General features: G+C 56.9%; 25 protein-coding genes. 20 read left to right on the top strand and 5 right to left on the bottom strand.

The genetic code is table 11. The features are described 5' to 3' along the window. Nucleotides 1-32: 32 nt before the first annotated feature. The 4 genes from Y5S_RS17740 to Y5S_RS17725 all read right to left on the bottom strand — a co-directional run bounded on the left by Y5S_RS17740 (nt 33) and on the right by Y5S_RS17725 (nt 2,958). Entirely contained in the window at nt 33-650 is a 618-nt protein-coding gene (locus tag Y5S_RS17740; RefSeq protein WP_035234963.1) for a hypothetical protein, read from the bottom strand. Beyond that, entirely contained in the window at nt 647-1,942 is a 1,296-nt protein-coding gene (locus tag Y5S_RS17735) for an ammonium transporter (protein WP_035234962.1), read from the bottom strand. Before Y5S_RS17735 ends, Y5S_RS17740 begins: the two co-directional genes overlap by 4 nt. A 153-nt stretch (nt 1,943-2,095) precedes the next feature. Continuing rightward, nucleotides 2,096-2,578: an EVE domain-containing protein gene (locus Y5S_RS17730; protein ID WP_035234961.1), complete on the bottom strand. Its 483-nt coding sequence runs from the start codon at nt 2,576-2,578 to the stop codon at nt 2,096-2,098. Beyond that, a complete protein-coding gene (locus Y5S_RS17725; protein WP_035234960.1) occupies nt 2,575-2,958 on the bottom strand; it encodes a DUF7793 family protein in 384 nt (127 codons plus the stop codon). The genes Y5S_RS17730 and Y5S_RS17725 overlap by 4 nt, the downstream gene beginning before the upstream one ends. Before the next feature lie 90 nt (nt 2,959-3,048). On the opposite strand from Y5S_RS17725, the gene prmB reads away from it, so the two are divergent. The 3 genes from prmB to Y5S_RS17710 are packed head-to-tail and all read left to right on the top strand — an operon-like array spanning nt 3,049 to nt 6,298. After that, nucleotides 3,049-3,975, top strand: a complete 927-nt coding sequence (gene prmB, locus Y5S_RS17720; protein ID WP_035234959.1) for a 50S ribosomal protein L3 N(5)-glutamine methyltransferase — start codon at nt 3,049-3,051, stop codon at nt 3,973-3,975. A gap of 50 nt (nt 3,976-4,025) precedes the next feature. Then, the gene (gene aroC, locus Y5S_RS17715; RefSeq protein ID WP_035234958.1) at nt 4,026-5,123 is read left to right on the top strand and encodes a chorismate synthase; all 1,098 of its coding nucleotides are present in this window, start codon (nt 4,026-4,028) and stop codon (nt 5,121-5,123) included. Further along, on the top strand, nt 5,120-6,298 hold the full coding sequence (locus tag Y5S_RS17710; RefSeq protein WP_035234957.1) for an MFS transporter: 1,179 nt from the start codon (nt 5,120-5,122) through the stop codon (nt 6,296-6,298). Before aroC ends, Y5S_RS17710 begins: the two co-directional genes overlap by 4 nt. A gap of 72 nt (nt 6,299-6,370) precedes the next feature. Here Y5S_RS17710 and Y5S_RS17705 read toward each other — a convergent pair whose 3' ends face one another. After that, nucleotides 6,371-7,240 (bottom strand): LysR family transcriptional regulator, encoded by an 870-nt coding sequence (locus Y5S_RS17705; RefSeq protein WP_081939824.1) that lies wholly within the window; start codon nt 7,238-7,240, stop codon nt 6,371-6,373. Between the two features lie 171 nt (nt 7,241-7,411). Between Y5S_RS17705 and leuC the strand changes: the two genes are divergently transcribed. From leuC to Y5S_RS17620, 17 genes are all read left to right on the top strand, one after another. Further along, a complete protein-coding gene (gene leuC / locus Y5S_RS17700; protein WP_035234956.1) occupies nt 7,412-8,830 on the top strand; it encodes a 3-isopropylmalate dehydratase large subunit in 1,419 nt (472 codons plus the stop codon). 20 nt (nt 8,831-8,850) lie between these two features. Beyond that, the gene (leuD, locus tag Y5S_RS17695) at nt 8,851-9,489 is read left to right on the top strand and encodes a 3-isopropylmalate dehydratase small subunit (RefSeq protein ID WP_035234955.1); all 639 of its coding nucleotides are present in this window, start codon (nt 8,851-8,853) and stop codon (nt 9,487-9,489) included. 45 nt (nt 9,490-9,534) lie between these two features. Next, entirely contained in the window at nt 9,535-9,975 is a 441-nt protein-coding gene (locus Y5S_RS17690) for a hypothetical protein (RefSeq protein ID WP_035234954.1), read from the top strand. A gap of 37 nt (nt 9,976-10,012) precedes the next feature. Next, complete coding sequence (leuB, locus tag Y5S_RS17685; protein WP_035234953.1) at nt 10,013-11,089, top strand: 3-isopropylmalate dehydrogenase; 1,077 nt, start codon at nt 10,013-10,015, stop codon at nt 11,087-11,089. Nucleotides 11,090-11,151: 62 nt separating this feature from the next. Continuing rightward, on the top strand, nt 11,152-12,264 hold the full coding sequence (asd, locus tag Y5S_RS17680; RefSeq protein ID WP_035234952.1) for an aspartate-semialdehyde dehydrogenase: 1,113 nt from the start codon (nt 11,152-11,154) through the stop codon (nt 12,262-12,264). A 171-nt stretch (nt 12,265-12,435) separates the two neighbouring features. After that, entirely contained in the window at nt 12,436-13,449 is a 1,014-nt protein-coding gene (locus Y5S_RS17675; protein ID WP_035234951.1) for an aspartate-semialdehyde dehydrogenase, read from the top strand. A 164-nt stretch (nt 13,450-13,613) separates the two neighbouring features. After that, nucleotides 13,614-16,766 (top strand): FimV/HubP family polar landmark protein, encoded by a 3,153-nt coding sequence (locus Y5S_RS17670; RefSeq protein ID WP_197055178.1) that lies wholly within the window; start codon nt 13,614-13,616, stop codon nt 16,764-16,766. 319 nt (nt 16,767-17,085) lie between these two features. Further along, nucleotides 17,086-17,889, top strand: coding sequence for a tRNA pseudouridine(38-40) synthase TruA (gene truA / locus Y5S_RS17665; RefSeq protein WP_035234950.1), 804 nt, complete (start codon nt 17,086-17,088; stop codon nt 17,887-17,889). A gap of 89 nt (nt 17,890-17,978) precedes the next feature. Next, a complete protein-coding gene (locus Y5S_RS17660; protein WP_269319453.1) occupies nt 17,979-18,653 on the top strand; it encodes a phosphoribosylanthranilate isomerase in 675 nt (224 codons plus the stop codon). Beyond that, the gene (gene trpB, locus Y5S_RS17655) at nt 18,646-19,857 is read left to right on the top strand and encodes a tryptophan synthase subunit beta (RefSeq protein ID WP_035234949.1); all 1,212 of its coding nucleotides are present in this window, start codon (nt 18,646-18,648) and stop codon (nt 19,855-19,857) included. The genes Y5S_RS17660 and trpB overlap by 8 nt, the downstream gene beginning before the upstream one ends. 13 nt (nt 19,858-19,870) lie before the next feature. Continuing rightward, nucleotides 19,871-20,674, top strand: coding sequence for a tryptophan synthase subunit alpha (gene trpA, locus Y5S_RS17650; protein ID WP_035234948.1), 804 nt, complete (start codon nt 19,871-19,873; stop codon nt 20,672-20,674). Nucleotides 20,675-20,684: 10 nt separating this feature from the next. Continuing rightward, entirely contained in the window at nt 20,685-21,569 is an 885-nt protein-coding gene (gene accD, locus Y5S_RS17645; protein ID WP_035234947.1) for an acetyl-CoA carboxylase, carboxyltransferase subunit beta, read from the top strand. Beyond that, on the top strand, nt 21,556-22,809 hold the full coding sequence (locus Y5S_RS17640) for a bifunctional folylpolyglutamate synthase/dihydrofolate synthase (RefSeq protein ID WP_035234946.1): 1,254 nt from the start codon (nt 21,556-21,558) through the stop codon (nt 22,807-22,809). Before accD ends, Y5S_RS17640 begins: the two co-directional genes overlap by 14 nt. Next, the gene (locus tag Y5S_RS17635) at nt 22,802-23,395 is read left to right on the top strand and encodes an SPOR domain-containing protein (protein ID WP_231552740.1); all 594 of its coding nucleotides are present in this window, start codon (nt 22,802-22,804) and stop codon (nt 23,393-23,395) included. The genes Y5S_RS17640 and Y5S_RS17635 overlap by 8 nt, the downstream gene beginning before the upstream one ends. Nucleotides 23,396-23,533: 138 nt before the next feature. Then, on the top strand, nt 23,534-24,028 hold the full coding sequence (locus Y5S_RS17630) for a CvpA family protein (RefSeq protein ID WP_035234945.1): 495 nt from the start codon (nt 23,534-23,536) through the stop codon (nt 24,026-24,028). 11 nt (nt 24,029-24,039) lie between these two features. Then, nucleotides 24,040-25,563 (top strand): amidophosphoribosyltransferase, encoded by a 1,524-nt coding sequence (gene purF, locus Y5S_RS17625; protein ID WP_035234944.1) that lies wholly within the window; start codon nt 24,040-24,042, stop codon nt 25,561-25,563. Nucleotides 25,564-25,626: 63 nt separating this feature from the next. Then, a complete protein-coding gene (locus Y5S_RS17620) occupies nt 25,627-26,838 on the top strand; it encodes an O-succinylhomoserine sulfhydrylase (RefSeq protein WP_035234943.1) in 1,212 nt (403 codons plus the stop codon). Nucleotides 26,839-26,882: the final 44 nt, after the last annotated feature.

Here is a 26,882-nt window from a genome sequence, read left to right as displayed (position 1 = left end):
GAGCTGCCGGGGCAGTGGGCCAAGAGACAATTTCACATCAGCTTTTTGAGTGCAGACTCCATGCCTGGTTGACGGCGAGCCATGTTATAAGCGTTTTTCAAATGTGTATCTGCGTCAACCGGGCCCAGCCGCTCACATAACAGTACATAGGCATTATTCAATTGCTGACGTAATACCTCCAGAGGCAGTCCTCCCAGCGTTCTGCCAGGGGACTGCAGCCAGTGTTCCATGGTCAGTCTTGTTTCTGGAGTGATGGCGCGGCCGCGCAACATGGCGATCATATCCAGCCTCAGCTGGGAGGCAACAGCGGGAGCCAGGTTTTCCCACAGACATTCAAGGAGCCTTTGCAGGGAGGCAGTGTAAGGATGACTCTGCTCTGCGTGGCTGTGGTTTGCCGAGAGGGGATCGCTGGCCAGTTCCTGCTCGGACATGGACATGGCCTGTACCAGACTCATATGAATGTGGTGGCGCCTTTCGCCCAGGTCAAACAGCTTGCACAGGTCACTGACGTAACCCTGCAGTGAGTAGCGGGGACGTTCAGAGTAATGCTGCTGCCAGTGACTGATGGCCTCCATCAGCACGGCCTCGTTCATATACGGTGTGAGGCCGGTAACGATAGCTCTGCGGCGACGCTGGAGTTCCTGGCTCATTGACGCGCCTCCGCCTGACTGGTCATTTCAGCGTTATAGAGGCTGTTCTGGGGGAACTCGGGGTAGCCGGTTTCATCATGCTCACTCAGGTCCAGGCCGCGCTGTTCATGAATGGCCGGTGCACGGAGTCCGGCGAAAATGGCCACGCCCAGATACATGATCAATGCAGTGAAGAATGCCCAGCAAAACGCAACAACGATACCTAGCAGTTGCACGGTGATGCGTTCCGGGTTGAACAGATCGCCTTCAAAGAAGAGTCCCGCGGCCAGCGTGCCCCAAGCACCAGCAAAGGCGTGTACGGGGACTGCACCGACAACGTCATCCAGACGCAAGGCCAATAACAAGCGCGCTCCCCCGGCGGCCAGGGCCCCGGCGATCAGCCCGGTCAGGACAGCAAAGGCCGGGGACATGACTGCGCAGCCTGCGGTGACAGCAACCAGACCGGCCAGGCTGCCATTAACCGTTTCGGTGAGCAGCACGGCACGGCGTCTCATCAGCCGAAGCAGGGTGCTGCCGACGGCGCCAGCTGCTGCAGCCAGCTGGGTATTGAGGTTCACCTTGGCGATATCGACACTGGCTGAAAGGGTGGAGCCGCCGTTAAAGCCGAACCAGCCGAACCAGAGGATAAATCCGCCCAGTGCCACGTAGGACAGATTGTGGCCTGGGATGGCCCGCGGTTTCCCTTGCTTGTCGAATCGCCCCAGGCGTGGGCCAACCACCATGATGCCAGCCAGTGCGCACCAGCCACCGATGCTGTGGACCACCGTAGAGCCAGCGAAATCGATAAAGCCAAGTTGGGCGAGCCAACCATTGCTGTTCCATGCCCAGCTGCCGTAAAGCGGGTAGATAACGCCGGTAATAAGGATGGCACCGCACAGGTAACCCGCATAACGCGTGCGTTCTGCCATTGCGCCGGACGCGATGGTAGCGGCGGTGGCGGCAAACATGATCTGGAACATCAGCATGGCCCAGGTGCTGTGATCAGCCTGGTCAAGCAGGAATTGGTCTTCGCCAAACCAGCCGGAAGGGTTGCTGCCAAACATCAGGCCGAAGCCCACGGCCCAGAAAACCAGTGTGCCGACACAGAGATCCATGTAATTTTTCATGACCACATTCAGGGCATTCTTCGCGCGACTCAGGCCGCTTTCCAGCAGGGCGAAGCCGGCCTGCATGAAGAACACCAGTGCCGCAGCAATCGCGATCCATACGGTATCGGTCGCAGTCAACGTATCGGCTTGGGCAAAGCCCGGAATGGCGAGCAAGGCAAGGGTAGATCTGCAGCGCAGTTTCATGTGTGAACCCAATTCGTTTCTGGAAGGACGAGAGGGCTACTGCAACGGTTATGCCAAGGCTCAGAATGCTGGGTTTTGTTGAAGATCTTAGTTCTTTATTACTAGCCAGTGCTCGCAGTTGGTGCACCAAATATTTTTGGTGCACACAATGCACTATGCAGAAACATCCATAGGCTGGCACAGGGAAAGGACTAGCGTGTACTGCCTTTCGGAGACTTTCTGGACAGAGAGTCGGGGTCGAACAACCAGTTCCATGTCGGCAAATTCGGCATCCTGTTTTAGCTGTGAAAGGGTGACAGGGTTGCTGTAATGCCTCACAAAGCGGACGTCAATCTGGTACCAGCGTGGAGCCTCGCGGCTGCTGCGGGCATCATAAGCCGGGTGTTCCGGCAGGAATTGGGTTGGGTCAGGGTAGGCCGCGCGAGTAACAATGGCTTCGCCAACAATGGCAGGTTTGGCACAGCTGGAATGGTAAATGAGTACCCGGTCACCTTCCTGAATCTCGTCACGAAGTCGGTTGCGGGCCTGGTAATTGCGCACACCATCCCAGCCAGCGGTCTGATTTGCTGCGCCTTCAAGATCATGAATGCTGAATACGTCGGGCTCTGTTTTTAGCAGCCAGGTTGCTTTGCTCATACCGAGGCCCTTGGGTGCTTTTCACGGAGCAGGGCGCGTGCCAGTTTGATGCTGGTACAGGTGTAGACCGGGAAGGCCGGCTTGTTCATTTGCAGCATCATGTTTGCATAGGTGCGATTCAGCGCGCTCTCTAGCACCAGCACCTTGGCTTCCGTAATAGAGGCAAAATCAGCTCCGCAGGCATAGCGGGAGGCGCCGAAATCCAGCCCTTCAATACGGCCAAAATAGATTGCCAGTTGTTTTTCCTGATGGTGTTGGCCAAACAGCGTATGGCGCTGGCGATAGATAGACAGCTCCAGAGCCATATCCACCATAGTGCCATTCTTGATATCGACCATGGTGAAGCCGTCTTCCTGGTATACCTTGACTGCAGCGCTCATGAAGCACCCCGTTAAGCGTTGGGACAGACTCTTATACAGGATTTTGTGCTAATCTTCAGCGCCGCTGACCGGTGTTTTTTTAAATGGAGAATGGCCTTGATCACTGCGGCCTTGAAGAATGAAGCTGTAACGTCGCTGAAAACCCTGCGTGATTGCCTGCGTTTTGGCGAGTCTCGCCTGCGTGCCGGGCAGGTTTTCTTTGGCCATGGCAGTGATGATCCCTGGGATGAGGCGCTGGCGCTGCTGATGCACGTGCTGGCCCTGCCAATGAACAGTGACCCCCGTATCCTTGATGCGCGCCTGTTGCCCAGCGAGACAGAGGCGTTTGTGGATCTATTGATGCGACGTATCAATGATCGTGTCCCGGTGCCTTATCTCACCGGTGAAGCCTGGTTTTGCGGGTTGCCGTTCAAGGTCGATGAGCGGGTGTTGATTCCCCGCTCTCCTCTGGCCGAGTTGATCGAACAGTCCTTTACGCCCTGGGTGGATCCTGAACAGGTCAATGCGGTGCTGGATCTTTGTACCGGGAGTGGTTGTATCGCTATCGCTTGTGCCTACGCGTTTGAACATGCTCGCGTTGATGGCAGTGATATCAGTGAGGATGCGCTGGCGGTATTCTCGGAAAATATTGCCCGGCATGGCGCAGAAGGGCAGGTGCAGGCATTGCTGTCTGATGGTCTGGCGTCGGTGAATGGCCCTTATGACCTGATCGTGTCCAATCCTCCCTATGTGGATGCGATGGATATGGCTGGCCTTCCTGACGAATACCGGCACGAGCCGGAATTGGCGCTGGCCTCAGGTGATGATGGTCTGGACTTTACCCGTCGCCTGTTGCGGGACGCGCCGGACCACCTGAGTGAGCAGGGTGTATTAATCGTGGAAGTGGGTAACAGCATGGAAGCGATGATGGCGGAATGGCCTGAAGTGCCGTTCTTCTGGTTTGAATTTGAGCGGGGAGGGCATGGTGTGTTCATGCTTACCCGCCAACAGCTGCTAGAATACCGCAGCGCGTTTTAAGTTTGAGAATCGTCGAGTAGACACGGTCGCCTGACCGGTTGAGGAGTCGCATGTCCGGCAACAGTTTTGGTGAGCGCTTTCGCATCACTACCTTTGGTGAAAGTCACGGTCTGGCCCTGGGGGCTATCGTGGATGGGTGTCCTCCGGGCCTTGAAATCAGTGAGGAAGACCTGCAGGTGGAGCTGGATCGCCGCAAGCCTGGCACCAGCAAATACACCACCCAGCGCCGGGAACCGGATCAGGTGAAGATTCTGTCCGGGGTGTTCGAGGGGAAGACCACGGGCACCTCTATCGGCTTGCTGATCGAGAATACCGATCAGAAGTCCAAGGACTATTCCAATATCGCCGGTACTTTCCGCCCTGGTCATGCCGATTATACCTATACCCAGAAGTATGGTTTCCGTGATTACCGTGGCGGTGGCCGCTCCTCTGCGCGGGAAACGGCCATGCGTGTGGCGGCCGGTGCCATCGCCCGTAAATTCCTGGAAAGCAGGCTCGGAATCAGGATTTACGGCGGTTGCACCCAGATTGGTCCGGTGAAGGCCGAGCAATTTGATTGGTCCGTGGTGAACAGTAACCCGTTCTTTTTCCCGGACGCAGGCAAGGTTGAAGCGCTGGAAAGTCTGATCAATGCTCTGCGCAAGGATGGTTCCTCCATTGGCGCACGCGTGGAAGTGTTTGCCGAAGGAGTACCGCCGGGATGGGGTGAGCCCGTGTTTGACCGTATTGATGCGGATCTGGCCAAGGCCATGATGTCCATCAATGCGGTTAAAGGGGTGGAAGTGGGAGACGGTTTCGAGGTGGTGAATCAGCGCGGTGAGCAGCATCGTGATGAAATGACGCCGGACGGTTTCCTCAGCAATCACTCTGGCGGTGTGCTGGGGGGTATCAGTTCCGGCCAACCGATTCGGGTGGCCATGGCGCTCAAGCCTACCTCCAGCATCCTGATTCCTGGCAAGAGCATCAATCTGCAAGGTGAGCTTTCCGAGGTGGTGACCAAGGGCCGTCATGATCCTTGTGTTGGTGTGCGTGCAACACCGATTGCCGAAGCCATGCTGGCACTGGTGTTGATGGATCATTATCTGCGCCATCGTGGCCAGAATGCCGATGTTGAGGTTCCCTTCCCGCCGATTCCGGGGCAGGCGTGACCGAGCGCCCTCTCACTGAGAGGGCGTCGCCTTTACCCTACTACTGGCGACTCTCCGGGTTTTACTTCTTCTATTTCGGGCTGCTGGGCACCTTGGTGCCTTACTGGTCCCTGTATCTGAAAGATCTTGGCTTTAGCGCAGCGGCCATTGGCGCGCTGATGGCCATTCCTCAGTTGACGAAAGTGGGTGCCCCTAACTTATGGGGGTGGCTGGCAGACCGGAGTGGTCAACGCCTGCGCATTATCCGTGCTGGCAACCTGATGGCAGCATTGGCTTTCCTGCCGGTGTTCTGGATCGATACCTTCTGGAACATGGCGTTCCTGCTGATTGCGTTCAGCTTTTTCTGGAATGCGGTGCTGGCACAGTTTGAGGTGCTTACCCTGCAGTCGCTGGGGAAGCAGGCCCATCGTTACAGTCATGTGCGGCTGTGGGGATCAGTGGGCTTTATCATCTCGGTGCTGTTGTTGGGCGAGGTTCTGGACCGGATGGGAACAGGGTTGCTGCCCTGGGTACTGAGCGGGTTGTTGTGGCTGTTGTGGATAGGAACCCTGACTTTGCCAGCGGGTAAGTCGGTGGAAAATCATGAGGAGTCGGCCCCTCCTTCTTTGCTGGCTACGCTGGTTCGGCGCGAAGTGTGTCTGTTTCTGTTGGCATCGTTCCTGATGCAGATGTCCCATGGGCCCTATTACACCTTTTACAGCATTCATCTTGAGGAGATGGGCTTCAGCAAGCTGGTGACCGGCGGCCTGTGGGCATTGGGGGTGCTTGCTGAAGTAGGGTTGTTTCTGGTTATGCACCAGTTGATGCGGCGTTTTTCCTTGCCCTGGATTCTGACCGGCAGTCTTCTGCTGGCCTCCCTTCGCTGGCTGATCATCGGTTTGTGTGGGGATTCGCTGCATTGGCTGCTGTTGGCCCAGTGTCTTCATGCCGCCACCTTTGGCAGCTTTCATGCGGCCAGTATTGCCTGGGTTCATCGTCAGTTTGGGGAGCGGCTGGCAGGCCAGGGGCAAGCTCTGTATTCCAGTCTCGGCTTCGGGGCTGGGTGGGCGGCGGGTGCTGCCTTGTCGGGTGTGCTGTGGCCATACTGGGGGGAGCGTCTGTTTTTGGCGGCTGCAGCAGTGGCATTATTGTCCGCGACGATCATGGTGATGGGCAGGGTAACCCGGTCACGTTGAGTGGTCAGGGGGTGAGCCGGCTTTGTCAGATATGCAGCCCGCGAAAGCGGGCTGTTTTCTGTCCGGAGAAAATCAGGATTGAAGTAATGCGCGCAAGAACGCCTGGGCGGCATTTGACTGGCTGCGCGCTGGGTGGGTGACAACGCCGAGTTGCCTTTCCGGCAGCGGCGCATCCACCGGAAGTTGAACAACGCCGCTGTCCACCATGGTGGCCGGCAGTACACTCCAGCCAAGCCCGATAGACACCATCATGTGGATGGTTTCCAGGTAGTTGGTCGACATGGCGATGTCGAGCTTCAGGTTATGCTCGTCAAACAGCCTTTCAACGATGCCACGAGTAAAGGTGACCGGTGAAGGGAGAATGGCACTGTGGCCGGTAAGTGCCTCCAGGGTCAGATTCTCCTGTTTGGCCAGAGGATGTTCTGGCGCGCACATAAAGACCAGCGGATCCTGCCAGATAACCTCGCTGTGCAGACGATCATCCGGTTGCGGGGGCAGGGTGACCACGCCCATTTCCAGTTCCCCGTGCAGCACGCCTTCCCAGGCTTCTTCTGAATCAATGAAATGGATATCGAGCGTGACCTTGGGGTAGTCCCGCGAGAACTGCCGTAGCACTGGGGGTAGCCGGTGCAAACCGATATGGTGGCTGGTGCCAATGCGTAGCTTGCCGGATACCTCGCCGGACAGATCATGGATTGCACGCGCCATGTCTTCCACATCCATCAGTACTTGCCGGGCGCGAGGTAGCAGGGCGCTGCCCGCTTCGGTGAGCTTGATCTGTCGTCCAACCCGGTCAAACAGTCTGGCATCCAGTTGTTGCTCGAGTAGGGCGATGCGCTTGCTGATAGCCGGTTGAGTGATATACAGGCGTTCTGCAGCGGCAGAGAAAGAGCCGGTTTCGGCGACGGCCATAAAGGCGGTGAGGGTCGGCGTGTCTATCATTCCCAGGGATCCTGATTGGTCTCTGTCGGGGATAATAATTGGTTATCTTAAAAATGAAAAATATGAATTGGATTTATTGATCAGCGAACCCTACATTAATAACCAGTGATAGACCAGATGATTTTTCAGGTCTCAGCCAGTAGTGGCCCCTTTAGGCCCAGGGAGAATGAGATGGCCGGCAAAACGCTCTATGACAAGTTGTGGAATGCTCACCTCGTGACCGAGCGTGAGGATGGTTCCGCCCTGATTTATATCGATCGTCAGATCATTCACGAAGTGACTTCGCCGCAGGCGTTTGAAGGCTTGCGGCTGGCCGGGCGTCAGCCATGGCGTACCAGCGCCAGTGTGGCGACCATCGACCACAATGTGCCGACAACGCCGTTCAAGTCCGCTGCTGAGATCAAGGACGAGACGTCCCGCATCCAGGTGCAGACCCTGCAGGAGAATACCAAAGAGTTTGGTATTACCGAGTTTGGTATTGGCGATGTCCGCCAGGGGATCGTGCATGTGATGGCGCCAGAGCAGGGCGCAGTCGTTCCCGGCATGACAGTGGTGTGTGGTGATTCTCATACTTCCACCAACGGCGCTCTGGCGTGTCTGGCGCATGGTATTGGTACCAGTGAAGTGGAGCATGTGCTGGCCACTCAGACACTGGTTGCCAAGAAAATGAAGAATATGCGGGTCAGCGTGGAAGGTGACCTGGGGCCGGGCGTCACGGCCAAAGACGTGGTGCTGCACATTATTGGCGTAATTGGCACCGCAGGCGGCACGGGCTATGCCCTGGAATTTGCAGGCTCAGCCATTCGCAGCCTGTCTATGGAAGGCCGCATGACGGTCTGCAACATGTCCATTGAAGCGGGTGCCCGTGCGGGCATGGTGGCTGTGGATGATGTGACCATCGACTATGTCAAAGGTCGTCCGTTTGCGCCGAAGGGTGCGGACTGGGACAAGGCGGTGGAATACTGGCGTGGTCTGGTTTCCGACAATGATGCCGTCTTTGATGAAGATATCACCATCGATGCCGCGGATATCCGTCCCCAGGTGTCCTGGGGTACCAGTCCGGAGATGGTCATTTCCGTGGATGCCAATCTGCCTGATCCTGACGCAGAAACCGATGATGTAAAGCGTTCCGGTATGCAGCGTGCCTATGAATACATGGGGCTGACTCCGGGCATGCCCGTCACCGACATCAAGGTAGATCGCGTCTTCATCGGCTCTTGCACCAATTCCCGTATCGAAGACTTGCGTGCGGCGGCGGAAGTGGCGAAGGGTCGCCGCAAGGCAGACTCTGTGAAGCAGGTGTTGGTAGTGCCAGGTTCCGGCCTGGTCAAGCAGCAGGCGGAGAAGGAAGGCCTGGACAAGATCTTCGTCGAGGCGGGTTTCGAATGGCGTGAACCGGGGTGTTCCATGTGTCTGGCCATGAACCCTGATCGTCTGGAGCCCGGTGAACACTGTGCGTCCACTTCCAATCGCAACTTTGAAGGTCGTCAGGGTAATGGTGGTCGCACCCATCTGGTGAGTCCTGCCATGGCTGCCGCGGCTGCAGTAGCCGGGCATTTTGTGGACATTCGCGAACTGGAACAGGCCTGAGGCCGCACGGAGTAAACATCATGGAAAAGTTTGTTCGTCTTGATGGTCTGGTTGCGCCCCTGGATCGTGCCAACGTGGATACCGACCAGATCATTCCAAAGCAGTTCTTGAAGTCCATTAAACGGACCGGGTTCGGCCCGAACCTGTTTGATGAATGGCGTTACCTGGATGAAGGCTTTCCGGGGCAGGACAACAGCCAGCGTCCCCTGAATGACGATTTTGTGCTGAATCTGCCCCGCTACCAGGGCGCCAGCATTTTGCTGACACGACGTAACTTTGGTTGTGGCTCCAGTCGTGAGCATGCGCCGTGGGCGCTGATGGATTTTGGTTTCCGTGCCATTATCGCACCAAGCTTTGCGGATATTTTCTACAACAACTGCTTCAAGAATGGCCTGTTGCCCATTGTGTTGTCGGAAGATAACGTGGAAGCCCTGTTCAAGGCGGTTGTTGGCAAGGAAGGGTTTCGGATCACCATTGATCTCGAAAATCAGCAGGTTATCCCGGAAGAGGGCGAGCCGCTGGCGTTTGAAATTGATGAATTCCGTAAACACTGTCTGTTGAATGGTCTGGATGAAATCGGCCTGACCATGAATGAGGCAGATACCATCCGGGCTTATGAGCAACGTCGCGCAGAGCAGGAGCCCTGGATCTTCCAGTAGGGGAAGACCGGGAATATTAAAAGAAGAAAACTCCAAGGAGGCGTTATGTTAAGGATTTTGTCGTTGTGTTCGGTGCTGGTGCTGGCTGGATGTGCATCAACTGGAATATACGATGCACCCAGTGGAGATGGTCTGGCGACGCTGGCCATAGACAACCAGTTGTCGGCACCCGCGGATGATTCAGCAAGCGGTGGTTGGCAGATGCCTTTAAGCAGTGAGGCAAAGGCCTCCCTGTTCAAGGTGGATGGTGAGCGCATTTCCGAGCAGGCAGGGGCGGATTCTGTGCAGCTGGAAGCCGGCAAGCACGCCATTGAAGTGTTCGCGGATCAGGGCGGTATCCTCCGTTTTGGCAAGTTCCGTTACGACTTCGAAGCAAGTGGTACCTATCAGCTGCGGATCAAGGCGGCGGATGGCAAAGAGGATTACACCCTCGAGCTGATCGAAGCCGGTGCGCCGGATGCGGTACTGAAAACCAAGAACTTTTAAGGCCCTCAGGGGCGAGCAGTAGAACAGGAAGCAGTTAATGAGCAAGGTACTGGTGTTGCCCGGCGATGGTATCGGCCCGGAAATCGTTAATGAAGCGGTGAAAGTGCTGAACGTTGCCAAAGAGAAGTTTGGTCTCGAGGTGGAGCTGGATGAGGCCTTGGTGGGTGGCGCGGCGGTGGACGCGGAAGGTGACCCGCTACCGGAAAGTACTCTTGCAAAGGCACGCGCGGCGGACGCCATTCTGTTTGGTTCCATTGGTGGCCCGAAATGGGATGCCATTGAGCGTGACAAGCGCCCGGAGCGCGGCCTTCTGCGGCTGCGCTCTTCGCTTGGCCTGTTCGCCAACCTGCGTCCTGCCATCCTGTTCCCGCAACTGGCTGAGGCCTCCAGTCTCAAGCCGGAAGTGGTATCCGGGCTGGATATCCTGATCGTGCGTGAGTTGACTGGCGGTATCTATTTCGGCCAGCCGCGTGGCATCAAGGAAGAGAACGGCGAGCGTGTTGGATTCAATACCTACGTGTATTCCGAGTCCGAGATGCGCCGCATTGCCAAAGTTGCTTTCGAGCTTGCCATGAAGCGTGACAAGCGTGTGCTGTCCGTGGACAAGGCGAACGTGCTTGAAGTGACTGAGCTGTGGAAAGAAGTGGTCACCGAGGAAGCCAAGAATTACCCGGAAATCGAGTTGTCGCACATGTATGTGGACAACGCGGCCATGCAGCTGGTGCGTGCGCCGAAGCAGTTTGATGTGATTGTCACCGGCAACCTGTTTGGTGACATTCTCTCCGATGAAGCCGCCATGCTCACCGGCTCCATTGGAATGTTGCCCTCTGCGTCTCTGGATGAGAACCGCAAGGGTCTGTACGAGCCTTGTCATGGCTCTGCTCCGGATATTGCCGGGCAGGGCATTGCCAATCCGCTCGCCACTATCATGTCTCTGGCCATGCTGATGCGCTATAGCCTGGAGCGTGGTGATGTGGCAGACGCCATTGAGGCGGCGGTGGAGTCCGTACTGGACAAGGGGCTGCGTACCGCGGATATCCATACCGAGGGCACTCGCAAAGTGGGCACAGAAGAAATGGGTAGCGCCGTTGCCGAGGCTCTGGCAAACGCGTAACCAGGCTATCCCGTTTATTCACTGATAAAGAAAGGGCAATCCTTTCAGGAGACAAGTTTCCAATGAAGAAAGTCGGTTTTGTCGGCTGGCGTGGCATGGTGGGTTCCGTACTGATGGAGCGCATGACTGCCGAAAATGATTTTGCAGATATCGAACCGGTCTTTTTCTCGACCTCCCAGGTCGGTCAGGCTGGCCCGGACGTAGGCAAGGACATTCCTGCGCTGGGTGATGCCACCAGTATTGATGAACTGAAAGGTCTCGATGTGATCGTGACCTGTCAGGGTGGTGATTACACCAACGAGGTATACCCCAAGCTGCGCGAGGCGGGTTGGGATGGTTATTGGATTGATGCGGCATCCACACTGCGTATGGCGGACAATAGCGTCATCGTATTGGATCCGGTCAACCGTCAAGTGATCGACCAGGCGCTGGATAATGGCGTCAAAGATTATGTTGGTGGTAACTGTACCGTCAGCCTGATGTTGATGGCGCTGGGTGGCCTGTTCAATGAGGGATTGGTTGAGTGGGCCAGTTCCCAGACCTATCAGGCTGCTTCCGGTGCTGGTGCCCAGAACATGCGCGAGCTGATCGCGCAAATGGGCAAGATCCACGGCGATGTGGCGGACAAGCTGGCAGATCCTGCCAGTGCCATTCTGGATATCGATCGTCAGGTGGCTGCCACCATGCGTAGCGGCGATCTGCCTACTGCTAATTTCGGTCATTCCCTGGCGGGCTCTCTGTTGCCATGGATCGACAAGGAAATGGAAAATGGGCAGAGCAAGGAAGAGTGGAAAGCCCAGGCCGAAACCAACAAGATTCTGGGTCGCTCCGCTAACCCGATTGCTCTGGATGGTACCTGTGTGCGTATCGGAGCCATGCGCTGTCATGCCCAGGCATTGACGGTGAAGCTGACCAAGGATGTTCCCATGGATGAGATCCATGACATCATCGCCCGTTCCAATGACTGGGTGAAGGTGGTGCCGAACAACAAGGAAGACACCCTGCGTGATCTTACCCCTACCGCTGTGACGGGTACCCTTGGAATTCCTGTTGGACGTCTGCGCAAGTTGAACATGGGCAATGATTTCCTTAATGCCTTTACCGTCGGTGATCAGCTGTTGTGGGGGGCGGCCGAGCCGTTGCGCCGCATGCTGCGTATCCTGCTTGAGCGCTAAGTAGCGGAGACGGTTTAGCGAACCTGCGCAACGCGGGCTTGGCCATGTCAAAGACTGGCCAAGCCCGCGTTTCTGTTTCTGGATCTGGGTAACCAGCTTCCGAAGCAGATTTTCATTAAATGCTCGAAGGCATGGTGGAGGCTTGGCCCCGCCAACAGCTAGAGGAAAGTCATGCGTACAATCAATCTGGCCATTGTGGGTGCTACGGGGCTGGTCGGAGAGGCCATCGTCAAGCTTCTGGAAGAGCGGAAGTTTCCAGTGGGCGAGCTTCACGTTCTGGCATCGGGTAACAGTGCCGGTGGACGAATTGCCTTTGGCGGCCGTTCGCTAACGGTTGCTGAGGCTGAATCCTTTGATTTCTCCACAGTGGAAGTGGCTATTTTCGCCGCTGGAGCACCCGCGAGTCAGGCTCTGGCACCAGTGGCTGCCGAAGCCGGCGTGTTGGTTGTAGATCTGTCGCCTGCCTACCGTTACGACGAAGCGGTGCCCTTGATTGTGGCGGACGTGAATGATGAGCTGCTGGCTCAGGCCCGCGAGAGCAATATTGTCGCTTGTGCGGACGCCAGTACGGTGCAGTTACTGCGGCTCCTCAAGCCCCTCAATGATCTGGCGCCTGTCCAGGAGGTGGTGGTGACTCAGCTGCAGGCTGCATCAGCGACCGGGCGTAGTGGTATTGACCAGCTTGCCCAGCAGAGTGTGCGGCTGCTCAATGGAATGACCCCCAGCGAAGATGCACGGGCACAGATCGCCTTCAATGCCTTGCCGGTAAGCGGGCAAGTTCAGGAAAACGGCTATTCCAGCGAAGAGCTGAAGCTGATGCTGGAAGCGCGTCGTGTGCTGGCCGGTCAGCCACTGTCGATCCTGGCAACCACGGTGCGGGTGCCGGTGTTTTACGGCCACGGACAAAGCGTGACGGTGCGGGCCCTTCAACCCCTGACCGCGGGGCAGGCAATGACAGTCTGGGAGGGGCTGCAAGACCTTGTTATGCAGGAAAATGATGACCCTCAAGCGATGTCGCCAGTTGCCATGGTAGAAGGGGAGCCGGCAGTTTGTGTATCTCGCATCCGTGAAGATATGGAAGGCACCGGCGCGATAAGCTATTTTAGCGTCGCCGACAATGTCCGCTGGGGGGCAGCCCTGAATGCGGTGAAAATTGTTGAGAAGTTGCTAAAAGACTATCTGTAATGGATACTTACTGACATTATGTGACGCGGTTTCTAGGTTTTGCTTCCAACCGGGGGCAGAATGAGGAAATAGTGTCATGGAACTGCTTGCCGCCTGGGGCTAGTCCGGAAGCGCCCGGAGGAAGGGGCAGAGCGCGGGAAACATAATAAATAAAGGGTTCGACCATGCTGCGAAAACTTGGGTTAGGCTTTACCGCACTGGCGATGATGACGCCGGCAATGGCGGTGGCTCTTGGGGTTGGGGAATATGAACTTAACTCCTACCTGAACCAACCTCTGGACATGGAGGTTTCCCTCCACGAAGTGGGTGATCTGTCCGCAGAGGAAATTCTGGTTAACCTGGCTCCGCAGTCGGAATTTGATGCCGCTGGTGTTGAGCGCAGTTACTTTCTGAACCGACTTGCGTTTTCGGTGGAAATGACCGGCAAGGATGATGCAATCTTGCGCGTCACCACCGATCAACCGGTACGTGAACCCTATCTGAATTTCCTTGTTGAGTTTCTCTGGCCCACCGGCCGTTTGATGCGTGAATATACGGTATTGCTGGACCCGCCCAGCTTTTCCGATAGCGTAACGACGTCTGTGCCGAGCATTACCCGCGCCCCGGCACCGGTAGTCAGCAGTCAGCCCGCCCCGACTTATGAGCCTGAGCCTACGCCTGCCCCGGCACCGGCGGCACCCGCCGAGACCTACACTGCGCCTGAGCCGAGTGCGGCCAGCAGCGGTTCTCGCGACACCTATACCGTGAAAGCGTCCGACACCATGTGGCGTGTTGCCCTGAATACCCGCCCTGCGAACAGCGTGTCTGTGCAGCAGATGTTGGTGGCGATTCAGGAAATGAACCCGGATGCTTTCATCAATAACAACGTGAATCTGGTCCGTGAAGGTACGGTACTGCGTATCCCCAATGAGCAGGAGGTGCGTGCGGTATCCACACGCAATGCTCTGGTTGAGGTCGCAGACCAGAACCGTAAATGGCGTGACATGCTGGAAGAGCGTGGCATGCAAGTGCCTACCCAGCAGCGCGCACAGCTGGATGGCTCTCGCCAGGTAGCTGACTCAGACACTGAAGATCAGGGGCCAGGCAGCGGTCAGGTCAAGCTGGTTGCGCCGGAATCGACTGACAGCGTAGCGGACGGAGACAGCACCGGCTCTGCTGAGCAGGGTTCCGCCAACACGGCTGTGTTGGAAAATGAGCTGGCTATCCGTGATGAAAATCTGGATCGGCTGGATCGTGAAAATGCCGAACTGAAATCCCGTCTGGCCGATCTGGAATCCCAGAGCGAGACCAGTGAGCAGCTTCTGCAGCTGCGCAATGACCAGATCACCCAGCTACAGGAAGAGCTGCGCAAGCTCCGTGAAGCACAGGGCGTGGAAGCGCCAGCGGACGATCCGTTGACTGCTCCGGTCGAAGATATTTCTGAGGCACCTGCCAGTGAACCCGAGCTGTCCGCTGACGATGAGGCGGCAGTGGCGGATGCCAACAGCGATGATGCGTCTACAGCTGAAGCTGGCGATGACGCAATGGGTGAAGAAACCAGTCTTGAAGCTGAGCTTGCCGCAGAAGATGCAGAAGGCGAAGCGCAGGTAGTGGAAGACGAGGCGGCTGAGCAGGCTGACGCGACTGATGCCCAGGATGCTGCGGTTGCAGTGACTGAAGCGCCTGAAGTTGTCAAACCCGAGCCCGCACAGCCGCAGCCGGCTCCCCAGCAGCAAGCAGGTATTGTCGAGCTGTTGATGGAAAACCTGCTGTATATCGCGTTGGGTGCACTGGCGATTCTGCTGTTGGTGTTCTTGGTGCTGCGCCGCAAGAAGCAGGATGACGAGCCGGTAGAAGAGGGCGCCCTGTTTGATGAGTTTGATGATGAAAGCCAGGACGACTTCGGTCTTCATCTGGAAGATGATGTGGCTGACTCTTCGGACGGTGCCGACTCTGAGGGCGACAGCGGTCACGCACCCCAGGACAGCAATCTGGACCCCATGGAAGACGTGGAAGTCTATGTTGCCTATGGTCGTTATCCTCAGGCCGTCGATTTCCTGCGCAATGAAATTAACAAGCACCCTGAGCGTGACGACCTGAAAGTGCGTTTGCTTGAGTTGCTGAAAGAAACCAACGATGACGCAGGTTTCGGACAGCAAGTGACTGCGTTTGCGGGTGTTTCTCCCACGGTGGATGAGGCGATTGCCCGTCTTGGCGGTGACGTATCTGCCGCCCCGGCATCTGCTGTTGATGATGAGCTGTCTCTGGATGATCTGGAGATGGGCCTGTCTTCCGATCTGGATGAAACCAGCATCCCAACCATGGAAACCGACACCAGCGAAGAGCCTGAGCAGGAGTCCGCTGGCCGTGCAAGCGTGGCAGATGAGCTCGGCGACTTTGATTTCGAACTGGATGGCTCCGATGAGCTTAGCGGTGACGAAACGCTGATTCTGGATGAAGACGAGGCGGATAGCGCTGATTTCTCTCTGGACGTGAATGATGGCGCCGACAGCGCGGATGAAATGTCTGATGCGGACCGTCAATCACTGGGCGCCTCTCCGGTTCTGAATCTGGATGACGTAAGCAGTGCGACTCTGGATGACAGTGACACCAATTATGGTGATCTGGATCTGAATGACATGAGCGCCGAATTCACCGATATGGGTGATGATTCGGCTACCGCTTCCGCCCCAGATGAGCTTGATCTGTCCCTGGATGATCTGGATCTGGACGGTGACGGCGGCGATGCGGCAGCGGATGCTTCCAGCGATGATACCCTGGCAGATCTGGATATCGAGCTTGATGAAGCAGAGAAGTCGCTGGGAGCCTCAGCAGGCGCTGACTCTCTGGATGATATTACCGCTTTTGATCTGGACGAAGCGGGCTCTGAGGAAGCCTCCCTTGAGGATCTGGTATCCGAAGATGGTCTGGATATTGATGGCGGTCTCGACGAAGAGCTATCCATTGCCTCCACTGCCGACAGTGAAGACGAGACTCTGGATCTGGACAGCTTTATGGAAGAGGATGCGGCTGCCGAGGCTGATCCTACCCTGGATCTGAACGGCCTGGTGGAAGATTCCGAACCGGAAACTCAGCCTGAGCCTGCAGTGGCGGAGGTCGCCACACCAGCTCCCGCCAGCGATGACCTGCTGGGAGATGAAGATGACTTCGATTTCCTCGGCGAGACCGATGAGAATGCCACCAAGCTTGATCTGGCCAAAGCCTATATCGACATGGGAGATTCTGAGGGTGCCAAGGATATCCTCAACGAAGTGATCTCTGAAGGTAATGACCAGCAACAGGCGGAAGCCCGTGAGCTGATGGGACAGGTTGGCTAAAGCCAGAGCCCCGTTGAAACAAAAAAGGGCGTTACTTCGGTAACGCCCTTTTTTGTGGTTCAGGGAATCAGGTTGGGGTGGGCGGAGCCATTATTCACAGGCCAGCAGCCAAGCCCTGTTGTGGCCTGCTGTTAACCCCATGGCCGCCGAGATGATCGTTGCTGCAGGACGGCGCTTCTTGCTCAGGTGCGGCTACCCTCGGGAGTGGTTAAATTTCCGCTGCGCTTTCGTTTTTGTGCCTGCAAGGCTACATTGCGCGCCGGAACAACAAAGATGTGAATGATGGACAGGCTCGGCCCTTCCCGCTGATGAGGTTTTAATGGCAAGAATCGCTTTGGGTATTGAGTACGATGGCACTGATTTCCGAGGCTGGCAGACCCAGCAGGCGGGGGTGCGTACCGTGCAGGAATGCCTGGAGGAGGCGCTTTCCAAGGTGGCGAATCATCCCGTTAGCGTCATTTGCGCAGGACGAACCGATGCCGGTGTGCACGGCACTGGACAGGTGGTGCATTTTGATTCTGATGCACCTCGGGAAATGAAAAGCTGGATCATGGGCGGGAATACCAATCTCCCTTATGACATTACCATCCGCTGGGCTGTGCCTGTGGACGATGAGTTTCATGCCCGTTTTTCTGCCGTCAGCCGACGCTATCGCTACGTCATCTATAATCATTCCCGGCCCCCGGCCCTGTACCGCAATCAGGTCACCTGGAATCACCGGCCTTTGAATGTGGAGGCCATGCGCCAGGCGGCGGCCCTGCTGGAAGGAAGCCACGACTTTACTTCCTATCGGAGTGTGCACTGCCAAGCCAAGTCGCCTAACAAGACATTGCACAGTCTGCGTCTGTATGAGCATGGCAAGGTGATTGTCATCGAGGCCCATGCTAACGCCTTCTTGATGCATATGGTGCGTAATATGGCGGGTGTGTTGATGACAATCGGGGCAGGCAAGCGCCCACCCGCCTGGGCGGCGGAGGTTTTGGCTGCGAGAGATCGCAAGGTGGGGGCAGCGACAGCACACCCCTATGGCCTGTACCTGGTTGAAATTGAGTACCCGGAGCACTTTGGCTTGCCACGCGAACCCCTGGGGCCGTTGTGGTTGCCGGATCGCCTGGCGCCATAATACGCCCTTTAGGCGCGTCAATTTGATACACTATGGCGCTGTCTGCGAGTCCATCGCAGAAAGATCGCACACTGTCTTCAGAGGCAATGATGAATCGTCAACAGACCCAGCTGACCATTCCCCGGGTCAAGATATGTGGCATTACCCGCATTGAGGATGCCATCGCGGCCGCCAGAGCGGGAGCCGATGCGATTGGGTTGGTGTTTTATGCTCCCAGCCCTCGCTATGTCAGCCCTCGGGTAGCCGCTGAGATTTGTGCCAGTTTGCCACCCTTTGTGAGCACTGTAGGGCTATTTGTGAATGCCTCTCGGTCCGAGGTGGAAGAGGTGCTGGCCGCTGTGCCGCTGGATGTGCTGCAGTTTCATGGCGATGAAAGCCCAGCCCTGTGTGAGGGTTACGGCCGTCCCTGGATCAAGGCTGTGCGCATGAAGGATGATGTGGATTTGCATGAATATGCCGGTGCCTATCAGGCCGCGTCCGGTTTGCTGGTGGACAGTTATGTCCCCGGGATTCCCGGTGGAACCGGCGAAACGTTTAATTGGGACAGGTTGCCTGACGATCTGTCTCTGCCGTTGGTGCTGGCCGGTGGCCTGCACCCGGGTAATGTGGCCGATGCGGTGACACAGGTTCGGCCATGGGCAGTGGATGTGAGTGGTGGTGTTGAGCTGGATACGGTTCAGGGCCGCCAGGGTGGTATCAAGGATGCCGCCAAAATTCGCGCCTTTATCAATAGTGTCAAAAAACGAGGAGTAGCTGGTGTCTGAACGCCCTGATTTTTCTGCTTTTCCTGACGCAAGAGGCCATTTTGGCCCTTATGGTGGCTGCTTTGTATCCGAGACCCTGATGGGGGCCCTGGATGATCTGAAAGCCATGTACGAGCGTCTCAAGGATGATCCGCAGTTCCGTGCGGATTTTGACTATGATCTGGCTCATTACGTGGGACGTCCGTCTCCACTGTATCTGGCAGAGCGATGGTCGAAGCAGCTCGGCGGTGCCAAGATCTGGCTCAAGCGGGAAGATCTCAACCATACCGGTGCCCACAAGGTGAACAACACCATTGGTCAGGCATTGCTGGCCAAGCACATGGGCAAGCCCCGTGTGATTGCGGAAACCGGGGCAGGGCAGCACGGGGTGGCGACAGCTACCGTGGCCGCCCGTCTTGGCCTTAAATGTCAGGTTTACATGGGGGCTGAGGATGTTGAGCGTCAGAAGCTCAACGTGTACCGGATGAAGCTGCTGGGAGCCGAAGTGATTCCGGTGACGTCCGGGTCAAAGACACTCAAGGATGCCATGAATGAAGCCATGCGCGACTGGGTGACCAATGTTGACGATACCTTCTACATTATTGGCACCGTGGCTGGCCCGCATCCGTATCCGCAACTGGTGCGTGACTTCCAGTGCATCATCGGCCGTGAAGCCCGTGAGCAGAGCCTCAAGCAGGCCGGTCAGTTGCCAGACGCGCTGGTGGCCTGTGTCGGTGGTGGTTCCAATGCCATTGGCCTGTTCCACCCGTTCCTGAATGACGAGTCTGTGGCCATGTATGGCGTGGAAGCAGCGGGTGACGGCATTGAGACGGGGCGCCATGCCGCACCGCTGTCTGCCGGTCGCCCCGGTGTGCTGCACGGCAACCGCACCTACCTGATGGAAGACGATAATGGCCAGATCATCGAGACCCATTCTGTCTCTGCCGGTCTGGACTACCCGGGTGTTGGTCCCGAGCATGCCTGGTTGAAGGACCTCGGTCGGGTGCAGTACGTGGCTGCAGATGACACCGAAGCCTTGGCGGCCTTCCGTGAGCTGACTCAGGTGGAAGGCATTATGCCGGCCCTGGAGTCTTCCCATGCACTGGCCTACGCCAGCAAACTGGCGCAGACCATGAGCCCGGAACAGAACATTGTGGTGAACCTGTCCGGTCGTGGTGACAAGGACATTCTGACTGTTGCCGCCATTGACGGTATCGAGTTTTAAGGAGTTATCGTTAATGAGCCGTATTGAAAGCTGTTTTGCCCGCCTGTCAGAAAACAACCGCAAGGCGCTGATTCCCTATGTGACCGCTGGTGATTCCAGCAAGGACGTTACGGTGCCGCTGATGCATGCCATGGTGGAAGCCGGTGCCGATATCATTGAGCTGGGGGTGCCGTTTTCCGATCCCATGGCCGATGGCCCGGTGATCCAGTTGGCCTGTGAGCGGGCTTTGGCCCATGGCACCTCTACCCGTGATGTGCTGGCCATGGTCAAGCAGTTCCGTGAAACCAATAACGACACGCCTGTGGTGCTGATGGGCTACCTCAACCCGGTTGAGGTGATGGGTTACGAGACCTTTGCCAAAGCGGCTGCCGAAGCCGGTGTGGATGGTGTCCTGCTGGTGGATCTGCCCCCGGAAGAGGCGCTGGAGGTGAAGCCGGTGATGGCGGCTGCCGGTCTTGATCTGATCTTTCTGGTGGCGCCTACGACCTCCGATGAGCGCATCAAGCTGATTGGTGAGGCCGGTTCCGGCTATCTGTATTACGTTTCCCTGAAAGGGGTGACGGGCTCGGCGACCCTGAATGTAGAAGAAGTGGCAGGGCGTGTTGAAACAATTCGCAATCTTGCCAAATTGCCCATTGGCGTTGGCTTTGGTATCAAAGATGCTGAATCTGCACAGGCGGTCAGTCGAGTGGCAGATGGCGTCGTTGTCGGTAGTGCTCTGGTGAACCAGGTGAAGGAGCATCAGAACGATCCTGCCGCCATCAATCAGGCCATCAGCGACATTCTGTCCGCCATGCGCACCGCCATGGACACGTAAGGACCTTTGCATGAGCAGCAGCAACTGGCTGGAGAAAATCCTGCCCGCCGTGAGGCGCCCCCAGGAAACCCGAAAGACCAATATTCCTGAAGGGCTGTGGCGTAAGTGTCCGCGTTGTGACGGGGTCATGTACAAGCCGGAGCTGGACCGTAATCTGGATGTGTGCCCCAAGTGTGATCATCACATGCGTATTGGTGCTCGAAAGCGTCTCAAGATGTTCCTGGATGATGGCTCCCTGACCGAGATCGGTGCCAACCTGGCACCTGTGGATCGTCTCAAGTTCAAGGACTCCAAAAAGTACAAGGATCGTCTCGCTGCGGCACAAAAAGATACCGAAGAGAACGATGCGCTGATCGCCATGAAGGGGCGGCTCAAGGGTGAAGATGTGGTCGCCGTGGCGTTTGAGTTCAACTTCATGGGCGGCTCCATGGGCTCGGTGGTGGGCGAGCGCTTTGTGCGTGCAGTGAATGTGTGTCTGGAACACAACCTGCCGCTGATCTGCTTTGCTGCCAGTGGTGGCGCGCGGATGCAGGAAGCCTTGTTCTCGCTGATGCAGATGGCGAAAACCTCTGCCGCGCTGGAGAAGATGCGCCAGGCCGGCCTGCCGTTTATCTCGGTACTGACTGACCCGGTCTACGGCGGAGTGTCCGCTTCGCTTGCCATGCTCGGTGATGTGAACGTGGCTGAGCCGAACGCCTTGATCGGCTTTGCCGGCCCGCGGGTGATCGAGCAGACCGTGCGTCAGAAGTTACCTGAAGGCTTCCAGCGAAGTGAATTCCTGCTGGAGCACGGCGCCATCGATATGATCGTCAGTCGGCATGACATGCGCGATACCCTGCACCGGGTGCTCGCCAACATGCTGGCCTGGCCGCTGGACATGAATGAGTCAGACTGACCACGCGGCAGCCCTGGCCGCCTGGCTACACCGCATTGAAGCCATGCACCCGGCCGAGATCGAATTGGGTCTCGACCGGCTGCGTTGCGTGGCGGATACCCTTGGCATTACCGCTTTGCCGGTGCCGGTCATCACTGTGGCGGGAACCAATGGCAAAGGCTCTACGCTGCGCTTGATGACTGCTCTGGCTCGCCATGCCGGTCGCCGAGTGTGCCTTTATACCTCTCCTCATCTGTTACGTTTCAACGAGCGGATCATGCTCCCGGATGGCCTCGCCAGCGATGCGCAGCTATGTGAGGCTTTCGAGCAGGTGGAACAGGCTCGCGGCGATACCCCGCTGACCTATTTTGAATTCACCACCCTTGCCGGGCTCTGGCTGTTTGCCGCCAGTGACGCGGATCTGATTTTGCTGGAAGTGGGATTGGGCGGTCGGTTGGACGCGGTCAATGTAGTCGACCCGGATGTGGCGGTAGTGACCTCGGTGGGGCTGGATCACCAGGATTGGTTAGGTGATACCCGGGAAGCCATTTGCGCTGAAAAATGTGGCATTGGCCGGCAGGGCCGCCCGCTGGTTTTCGGCGAGCAGGATTGGCCTGCCAATCTTGAGTCTCTTGTGCAGGACCTGGGGGCACAACCTGTGCTGGCAGGAAGGGGATTTGAACTGACTGCCGTTGAGCGGGCGTTCCGTTTTGTTGATGGCAGTGCATTGCAGTGCCCGGAAACGGTGGTGCTCGGGAAGGATAATCTGGCCACGGCCTGTCAGGCATTGAAACTTGCTGATGTGGTGGTGTCGCAGCCAGCAGTAGATCAGGTGGCGACGCTATCGTTGATGGGGCGCTGTGAGTATCGTCAGCTTAAAGGTGTCGATTGCTGGTTCGATGTGGGCCATAACCTGGCAGCGGTTGCGCGCTTTCATGCTTTGCTGCCGACTTGTTCAGGTCAGCGTCATCTGGTGTTTGGCATGATGGCCGACAAGCCGTTACGCGAGGTAGCCGCTGAGTTTGCTGCAACTGATGTCAATTGGTATCTGTGTGCACCGGCGATGGCGCGAGCGGCGAGTGTTGAGCAATTGGCAGGGGCCCTGCCGACCGGTTCCCGGCAGCAACAGTTTGACTCGGTGGCTCAGGCCCTGTGCTGTGCGCTGTCTGCTGCCAATCCGGGTGATCAGGTGATAGTCTTCGGTTCGTTCTATACGGTTGCTGAAGCATGGCTGGCTGCGGAGGAAGGGCAGAGTGAATAAACAGATGCGACAACGCATTATCGGCGTGGTGTTGCTGCTAATCCTGGCGGCAGTGCTGTCTCCGCTGGTGTTTCGCTCCCCGGCACAAATTCGTACTGCCCTGAACATGGAGATTCCTGCCGCACCGGATTATCAGGCCGTGGTGGTGGAGCCCGTGGTGGCTACGGAGGTAGAGGAGGCGGCAGCGCAACGTATTGAACGCGATCGCCAGGCAGTGGTTGCCGCAGCGGGAAAGGGAGACGAGCCAGCGGAAGAGGATGTTCTCCTGGATGAGGAACCCGTGCTGGAGACGCTGACTACACCGCCGACCCCTCCGTTGGCAGCTGATGCCGATCCCGTGCTGGCAGGCTTTGTGGTACAGGTCGGAAGCTTCACCAAAGCCGACAGTGCTGCAGACCTTGTAACACGTCTCAAGGAGGCCGGATTCCGGGCTTACACCGAAACCGATTCCCAGAACAGCAAACTCCTGCATCGGGTAATGGTAGGCCCTGAAATTCGCAAGGAAGACGCAGAACAAACCCGCCAGCGGCTTGCGAACGATTCCCGTTTCAAACTGGACGGACTGGTGCGGATTTACGCTCCCTGAACACGGTGTTTCAGGCATGCATCGACTGGCTGCCTCTGGTAAACTTCGCCGTCTGAATTCACACGGGCCCTGTGTGCCATCGCACAAGGGCTGTCGCAATCCACTCAAGCGCACATTGCCCGCAAGAGCACGTTTTTGATGAATCTGGCTGACGGCATCATCCTGATCGTTATTGCAATTTCTGCACTGCTGAGTGTGCGCCGGGGCTTCACCCGGGAAGCCTTTTCATTGCTCACCTGGGTGGCGGCCTTTATCATCGCGCGCCTCTTCAGCCCGGCCTTTGAGTTGGTCCTTGAAGACCAGATCAGTACACCCAGCCTGCGTTTTATTGTCGCCTTCGGCTCCCTGTTTGCCTTGACGCTGGTAGTGGGAGCGCTGATTAGCCATTTGCTGGGTGAATTGATCCGGGTCACCGGGCTCAGCAGTACCGACCGTCTGCTAGGCATGGTATTTGGCGCCCTGCGGGGTATTTTGCTTATGGTGGTGCTGGTGGCATTAGGTCGCCAGTTATTCGCTGCCGATCAGTGGTGGCAGGAATCCAGTCTAGTTCCGCATCTGGTGATGATGGAAACCTGGACTCGGGAAATGGGCGAGAATTTGCTCGCCTTTGTTATGAATGTAAGCGGCAGCTAGAGGAAAGAACCATGTGCGGCATTGTGGGCATTGTCGGCCATAGCTATGTAAATCAGGGCATCTATGATGCGCTGACCGTTCTGCAGCATCGCGGGCAGGACGCTGCGGGTATCGTGACCTGCGATGGAGACCGACTGTATCTGCGCAAGGATAACGGCATGGTGCGCGACGTGTTCCGTACTCGCCACATGCGCCGCCTAGTGGGCAACATGGGAATTGGCCATGTGCGTTATCCCACCGCCGGCAGCTCCAGCTCAGCAGAAGCCCAGCCGTTCTATGTGAATTCTCCCTACGGGATTACCCTGGCCCACAACGGTAATCTCACCAATGCCGAGGAGTTGGCAGAGCATATCTTCCGGGCGGATCTGCGACACATCAATACCACTTCGGATTCGGAAGTGTTGTTGAACGTTTTTGCTCATGAGCTGCAAAGCCGCGGCAAGCTTCAGCCCGAAGCTGACGATATCTTTGATGCTGTAGCGGCGGTGCATCAACGCGTTGAAGGTGCCTACGCGGTGGTGGCGATGATTACCGGTTACGGCATTCTGGCTTTCCGTGATCCTCATGGTATTCGGCCGGTCTGCTTTGGCCGCAAAGATACCCCTCAGGGGCCGGAATACATGGTGGCCTCGGAATCGGTTGCTCTGTCCTCTCTGGGGTTCCACCTGGTTCGTGATCTGGCTCCGGGTGAGGCGATCTACATTACTGCCGAAGGGGAGATGTGTACTCGCCAGTGTGCGGAATCACCGAGTCTGCATCCGTGTATCTTCGAGCAGGTTTATCTGGCTCGTCCGGATTCCATTATCGATGGTATTTCCGTGTACAAGGCTCGCCTGCGCATGGGCGAAAAGCTTGCCGAAAAAGTCGAGCGGGAATGGCCTGATCACGATATTGATGTGGTGATTCCGATTCCTGATACCAGCCGCACCTCCGCATTGCAGATGGCCAACCATCTGGGTGTGAAGTTCCGGGAAGGATTTATCAAGAACCGCTATATCGGCCGGACCTTTATCATGCCCGGCCAGCAGCAGCGCAAGAAATCCGTGCGTCAGAAGCTCAATCCCATCGAGCTGGAATTCCAGGGCAAGAATGTGCTGCTGGTGGATGACTCCATTGTGCGCGGTACGACCTGTAATGAAATCATTCAGATGGCCCGTGAAGCCGGCGCGCGGAATGTGTATTTCGCCTCCGCTGCGCCCGCAGTGAAGTTTCCCAATGTGTATGGCATCGACATGCCTGCAGCAAAGGAATTGATTGCCCATGACAGGACCACGGACGAGATCTGTGAACTGATTGGTGCCGACAAGCTGATTTACCAGGACCTCGAGGACCTGGTGGAAACCTGTCGTGAAGGCAATCCCGATGTGGAGTCTTTCGACTGTTCCGTGTTCAATGGTGAGTATCTGGCCGGCAACATCACCCTGGATTATCTGAGTGAACTGGAAGCCCGCCGTAACGATGATGCCAAGGGCTCTTCCGAGAAGAAGCAGGCCTTGGCCGATAATGAAATTATTGACCTGCATAATACAAACTGACGCCATACGCTTCACGCGGCATATAACACGCGAAAAGCGGGCGCTTTGAGGTGAGACGAAAGAATGAAGGATCTGGATCCGAACGAGTTTGATGTGGAAACCCTGGCCATCCGTACTGCGCAGTTGCGCACGGATGAGATGGCACACTCGGATCCCATTTTTCTGACCTCAAGTTTTGTTTACGAAAGTGCGGCCCAGGCGGCTGCCCGGTTTGGCGGTGAAGAGCCAGGGAATATCTATTCCCGCTTTACCAACCCGACCGTGCGTGCGTTTGAACAGCGCCTTGCTGCTCTTGAGGGCGGTGAGGCCTGTGTGGCTTTCGCATCCGGCATGGCGGCGATTGCGGGCACTTTCTTTTCGCTGCTGGCACCCGGTGATCATGTGGTCAGCTCGCGTAGTGTTTTCGGTACTACCAATGTGGTTTTTGACCGTTACCTGAAGAAGTTCGGTATCGAGACGACCATGGTGGATCTTAAGGATCTGTCCTCCTGGGAAGCGGCGATTCGTCCGGAGACGAAGCTCCTTTTCCTGGAAACCCCATCCAACCCTTTGTCAGAAATTGGTGATATCGCTGCACTGGCCAAACTGGCCCATGACAATGGTGCCTTGCTGGTGGTGGATAACTGTTTCTGCACCCCGGCGCTGCAAAAGCCACTGGAGCTGGGTGCGGATATCATTATTCATAGCGCTACCAAATACCTGGATGGCCAGGGACGTTGTCTGGGCGGCGCTGTAGTGGGGGCCAAGCCTCAGATGGATGAGGTGTTGGGCTTCGTACGCTCTGCGGGCGCCTGCATGAGCCCTTTTAATGCCTGGGTTTTCCTCAAGGGGCTGGAAACGCTGAGCCTGCGTATGGAGGCTCAGAGTGCTCGCACGCTGGAGCTGGCTCAATGGCTGGAGACACAACCGGGTATCGCCAGAGTGCATTATGCGGGTCTGTCTTCTCATCCCCAGCATGAACTGGCGGGACAGCAGCAGTCTGCCTATGGTGCGGTCATGTCCATCGAAGTCGAGGATGCCGCTGGTAACCGTGACAGGCAGGCAGCGTGGCGTTTTATTGATGCGACAAAAATGATTTCCATCACCGCCAATCTTGGCGATGTGAAGACCACGGTCACACATCCTGCTTCAACCACGCACGGGCGTGTGGCGGAAGAGGAGAAGCGACGAGCAGGGGTCACCGAAAACCTGATTCGTCTGGCCATTGGACTGGAGTCGGTCAAGGATTTGAAGGCAGACCTTGAGCGTGGCCTGAAGGCGTTGGCCAGCGCTTGATCCTGCTGCCAGACCTTCAATCAATAACAACAACGGTTAAAGGG

The organism is Alcanivorax nanhaiticus (genome assembly GCF_000756665.1).
Lineage (GTDB): Bacteria > Pseudomonadota > Gammaproteobacteria > Pseudomonadales > Alcanivoracaceae > Alcanivorax > Alcanivorax nanhaiticus.
The sequence above is the reverse complement of the archived record's forward strand: the minus strand, read 5'-3'. Positions and strand labels throughout refer to the sequence as shown.

Excerpts from the sequence above, each read along its gene's own strand:
- truA (WP_035234950.1), top strand. The coding sequence starts at position 17,086 with ATGGCAAGAATCGCTTTGGGTATTGAGTACGATGGCACTGATTTCCGA.
- Y5S_RS17725 (WP_035234960.1), bottom strand. The coding sequence starts at position 2,958 with ATGAGCGCTGCAGTCAAGGTATACCAGGAAGACGGCTTCACCATGGTC.
- purF (WP_035234944.1), top strand. The coding sequence starts at position 24,040 with ATGTGCGGCATTGTGGGCATTGTCGGCCATAGCTATGTAAATCAGGGC.
- Y5S_RS17705 (WP_081939824.1), bottom strand. The coding sequence starts at position 7,240 with ATGATAGACACGCCGACCCTCACCGCCTTTATGGCCGTCGCCGAAACC.
- trpA (WP_035234948.1), top strand. The coding sequence starts at position 19,871 with ATGAGCCGTATTGAAAGCTGTTTTGCCCGCCTGTCAGAAAACAACCGC.
- leuC (WP_035234956.1), top strand. The coding sequence starts at position 7,412 with ATGGCCGGCAAAACGCTCTATGACAAGTTGTGGAATGCTCACCTCGTG.
- Y5S_RS17630 (WP_035234945.1), top strand. The coding sequence starts at position 23,534 with ATGAATCTGGCTGACGGCATCATCCTGATCGTTATTGCAATTTCTGCA.
- leuD (WP_035234955.1), top strand. The coding sequence starts at position 8,851 with ATGGAAAAGTTTGTTCGTCTTGATGGTCTGGTTGCGCCCCTGGATCGT.
- Y5S_RS17640 (WP_035234946.1), top strand. The coding sequence starts at position 21,556 with ATGAGTCAGACTGACCACGCGGCAGCCCTGGCCGCCTGGCTACACCGC.
- leuB (WP_035234953.1), top strand. The coding sequence starts at position 10,013 with ATGAGCAAGGTACTGGTGTTGCCCGGCGATGGTATCGGCCCGGAAATC.
- Y5S_RS17675 (WP_035234951.1), top strand. The coding sequence starts at position 12,436 with ATGCGTACAATCAATCTGGCCATTGTGGGTGCTACGGGGCTGGTCGGA.
- Y5S_RS17660 (WP_269319453.1), top strand. The coding sequence starts at position 17,979 with ATGAATCGTCAACAGACCCAGCTGACCATTCCCCGGGTCAAGATATGT.
- prmB (WP_035234959.1), top strand. The coding sequence starts at position 3,049 with ATGGCCTTGATCACTGCGGCCTTGAAGAATGAAGCTGTAACGTCGCTG.
- Y5S_RS17735 (WP_035234962.1), bottom strand. The coding sequence starts at position 1,942 with ATGAAACTGCGCTGCAGATCTACCCTTGCCTTGCTCGCCATTCCGGGC.
- aroC (WP_035234958.1), top strand. The coding sequence starts at position 4,026 with ATGTCCGGCAACAGTTTTGGTGAGCGCTTTCGCATCACTACCTTTGGT.
- Y5S_RS17690 (WP_035234954.1), top strand. The coding sequence starts at position 9,535 with ATGTTAAGGATTTTGTCGTTGTGTTCGGTGCTGGTGCTGGCTGGATGT.
- Y5S_RS17670 (WP_197055178.1), top strand. The coding sequence starts at position 13,614 with ATGCTGCGAAAACTTGGGTTAGGCTTTACCGCACTGGCGATGATGACG.
- asd (WP_035234952.1), top strand. The coding sequence starts at position 11,152 with ATGAAGAAAGTCGGTTTTGTCGGCTGGCGTGGCATGGTGGGTTCCGTA.
- Y5S_RS17730 (WP_035234961.1), bottom strand. The coding sequence starts at position 2,578 with ATGAGCAAAGCAACCTGGCTGCTAAAAACAGAGCCCGACGTATTCAGC.
- accD (WP_035234947.1), top strand. The coding sequence starts at position 20,685 with ATGAGCAGCAGCAACTGGCTGGAGAAAATCCTGCCCGCCGTGAGGCGC.
- Y5S_RS17740 (WP_035234963.1), bottom strand. The coding sequence starts at position 650 with ATGAGCCAGGAACTCCAGCGTCGCCGCAGAGCTATCGTTACCGGCCTC.
- Y5S_RS17620 (WP_035234943.1), top strand. The coding sequence starts at position 25,627 with ATGAAGGATCTGGATCCGAACGAGTTTGATGTGGAAACCCTGGCCATC.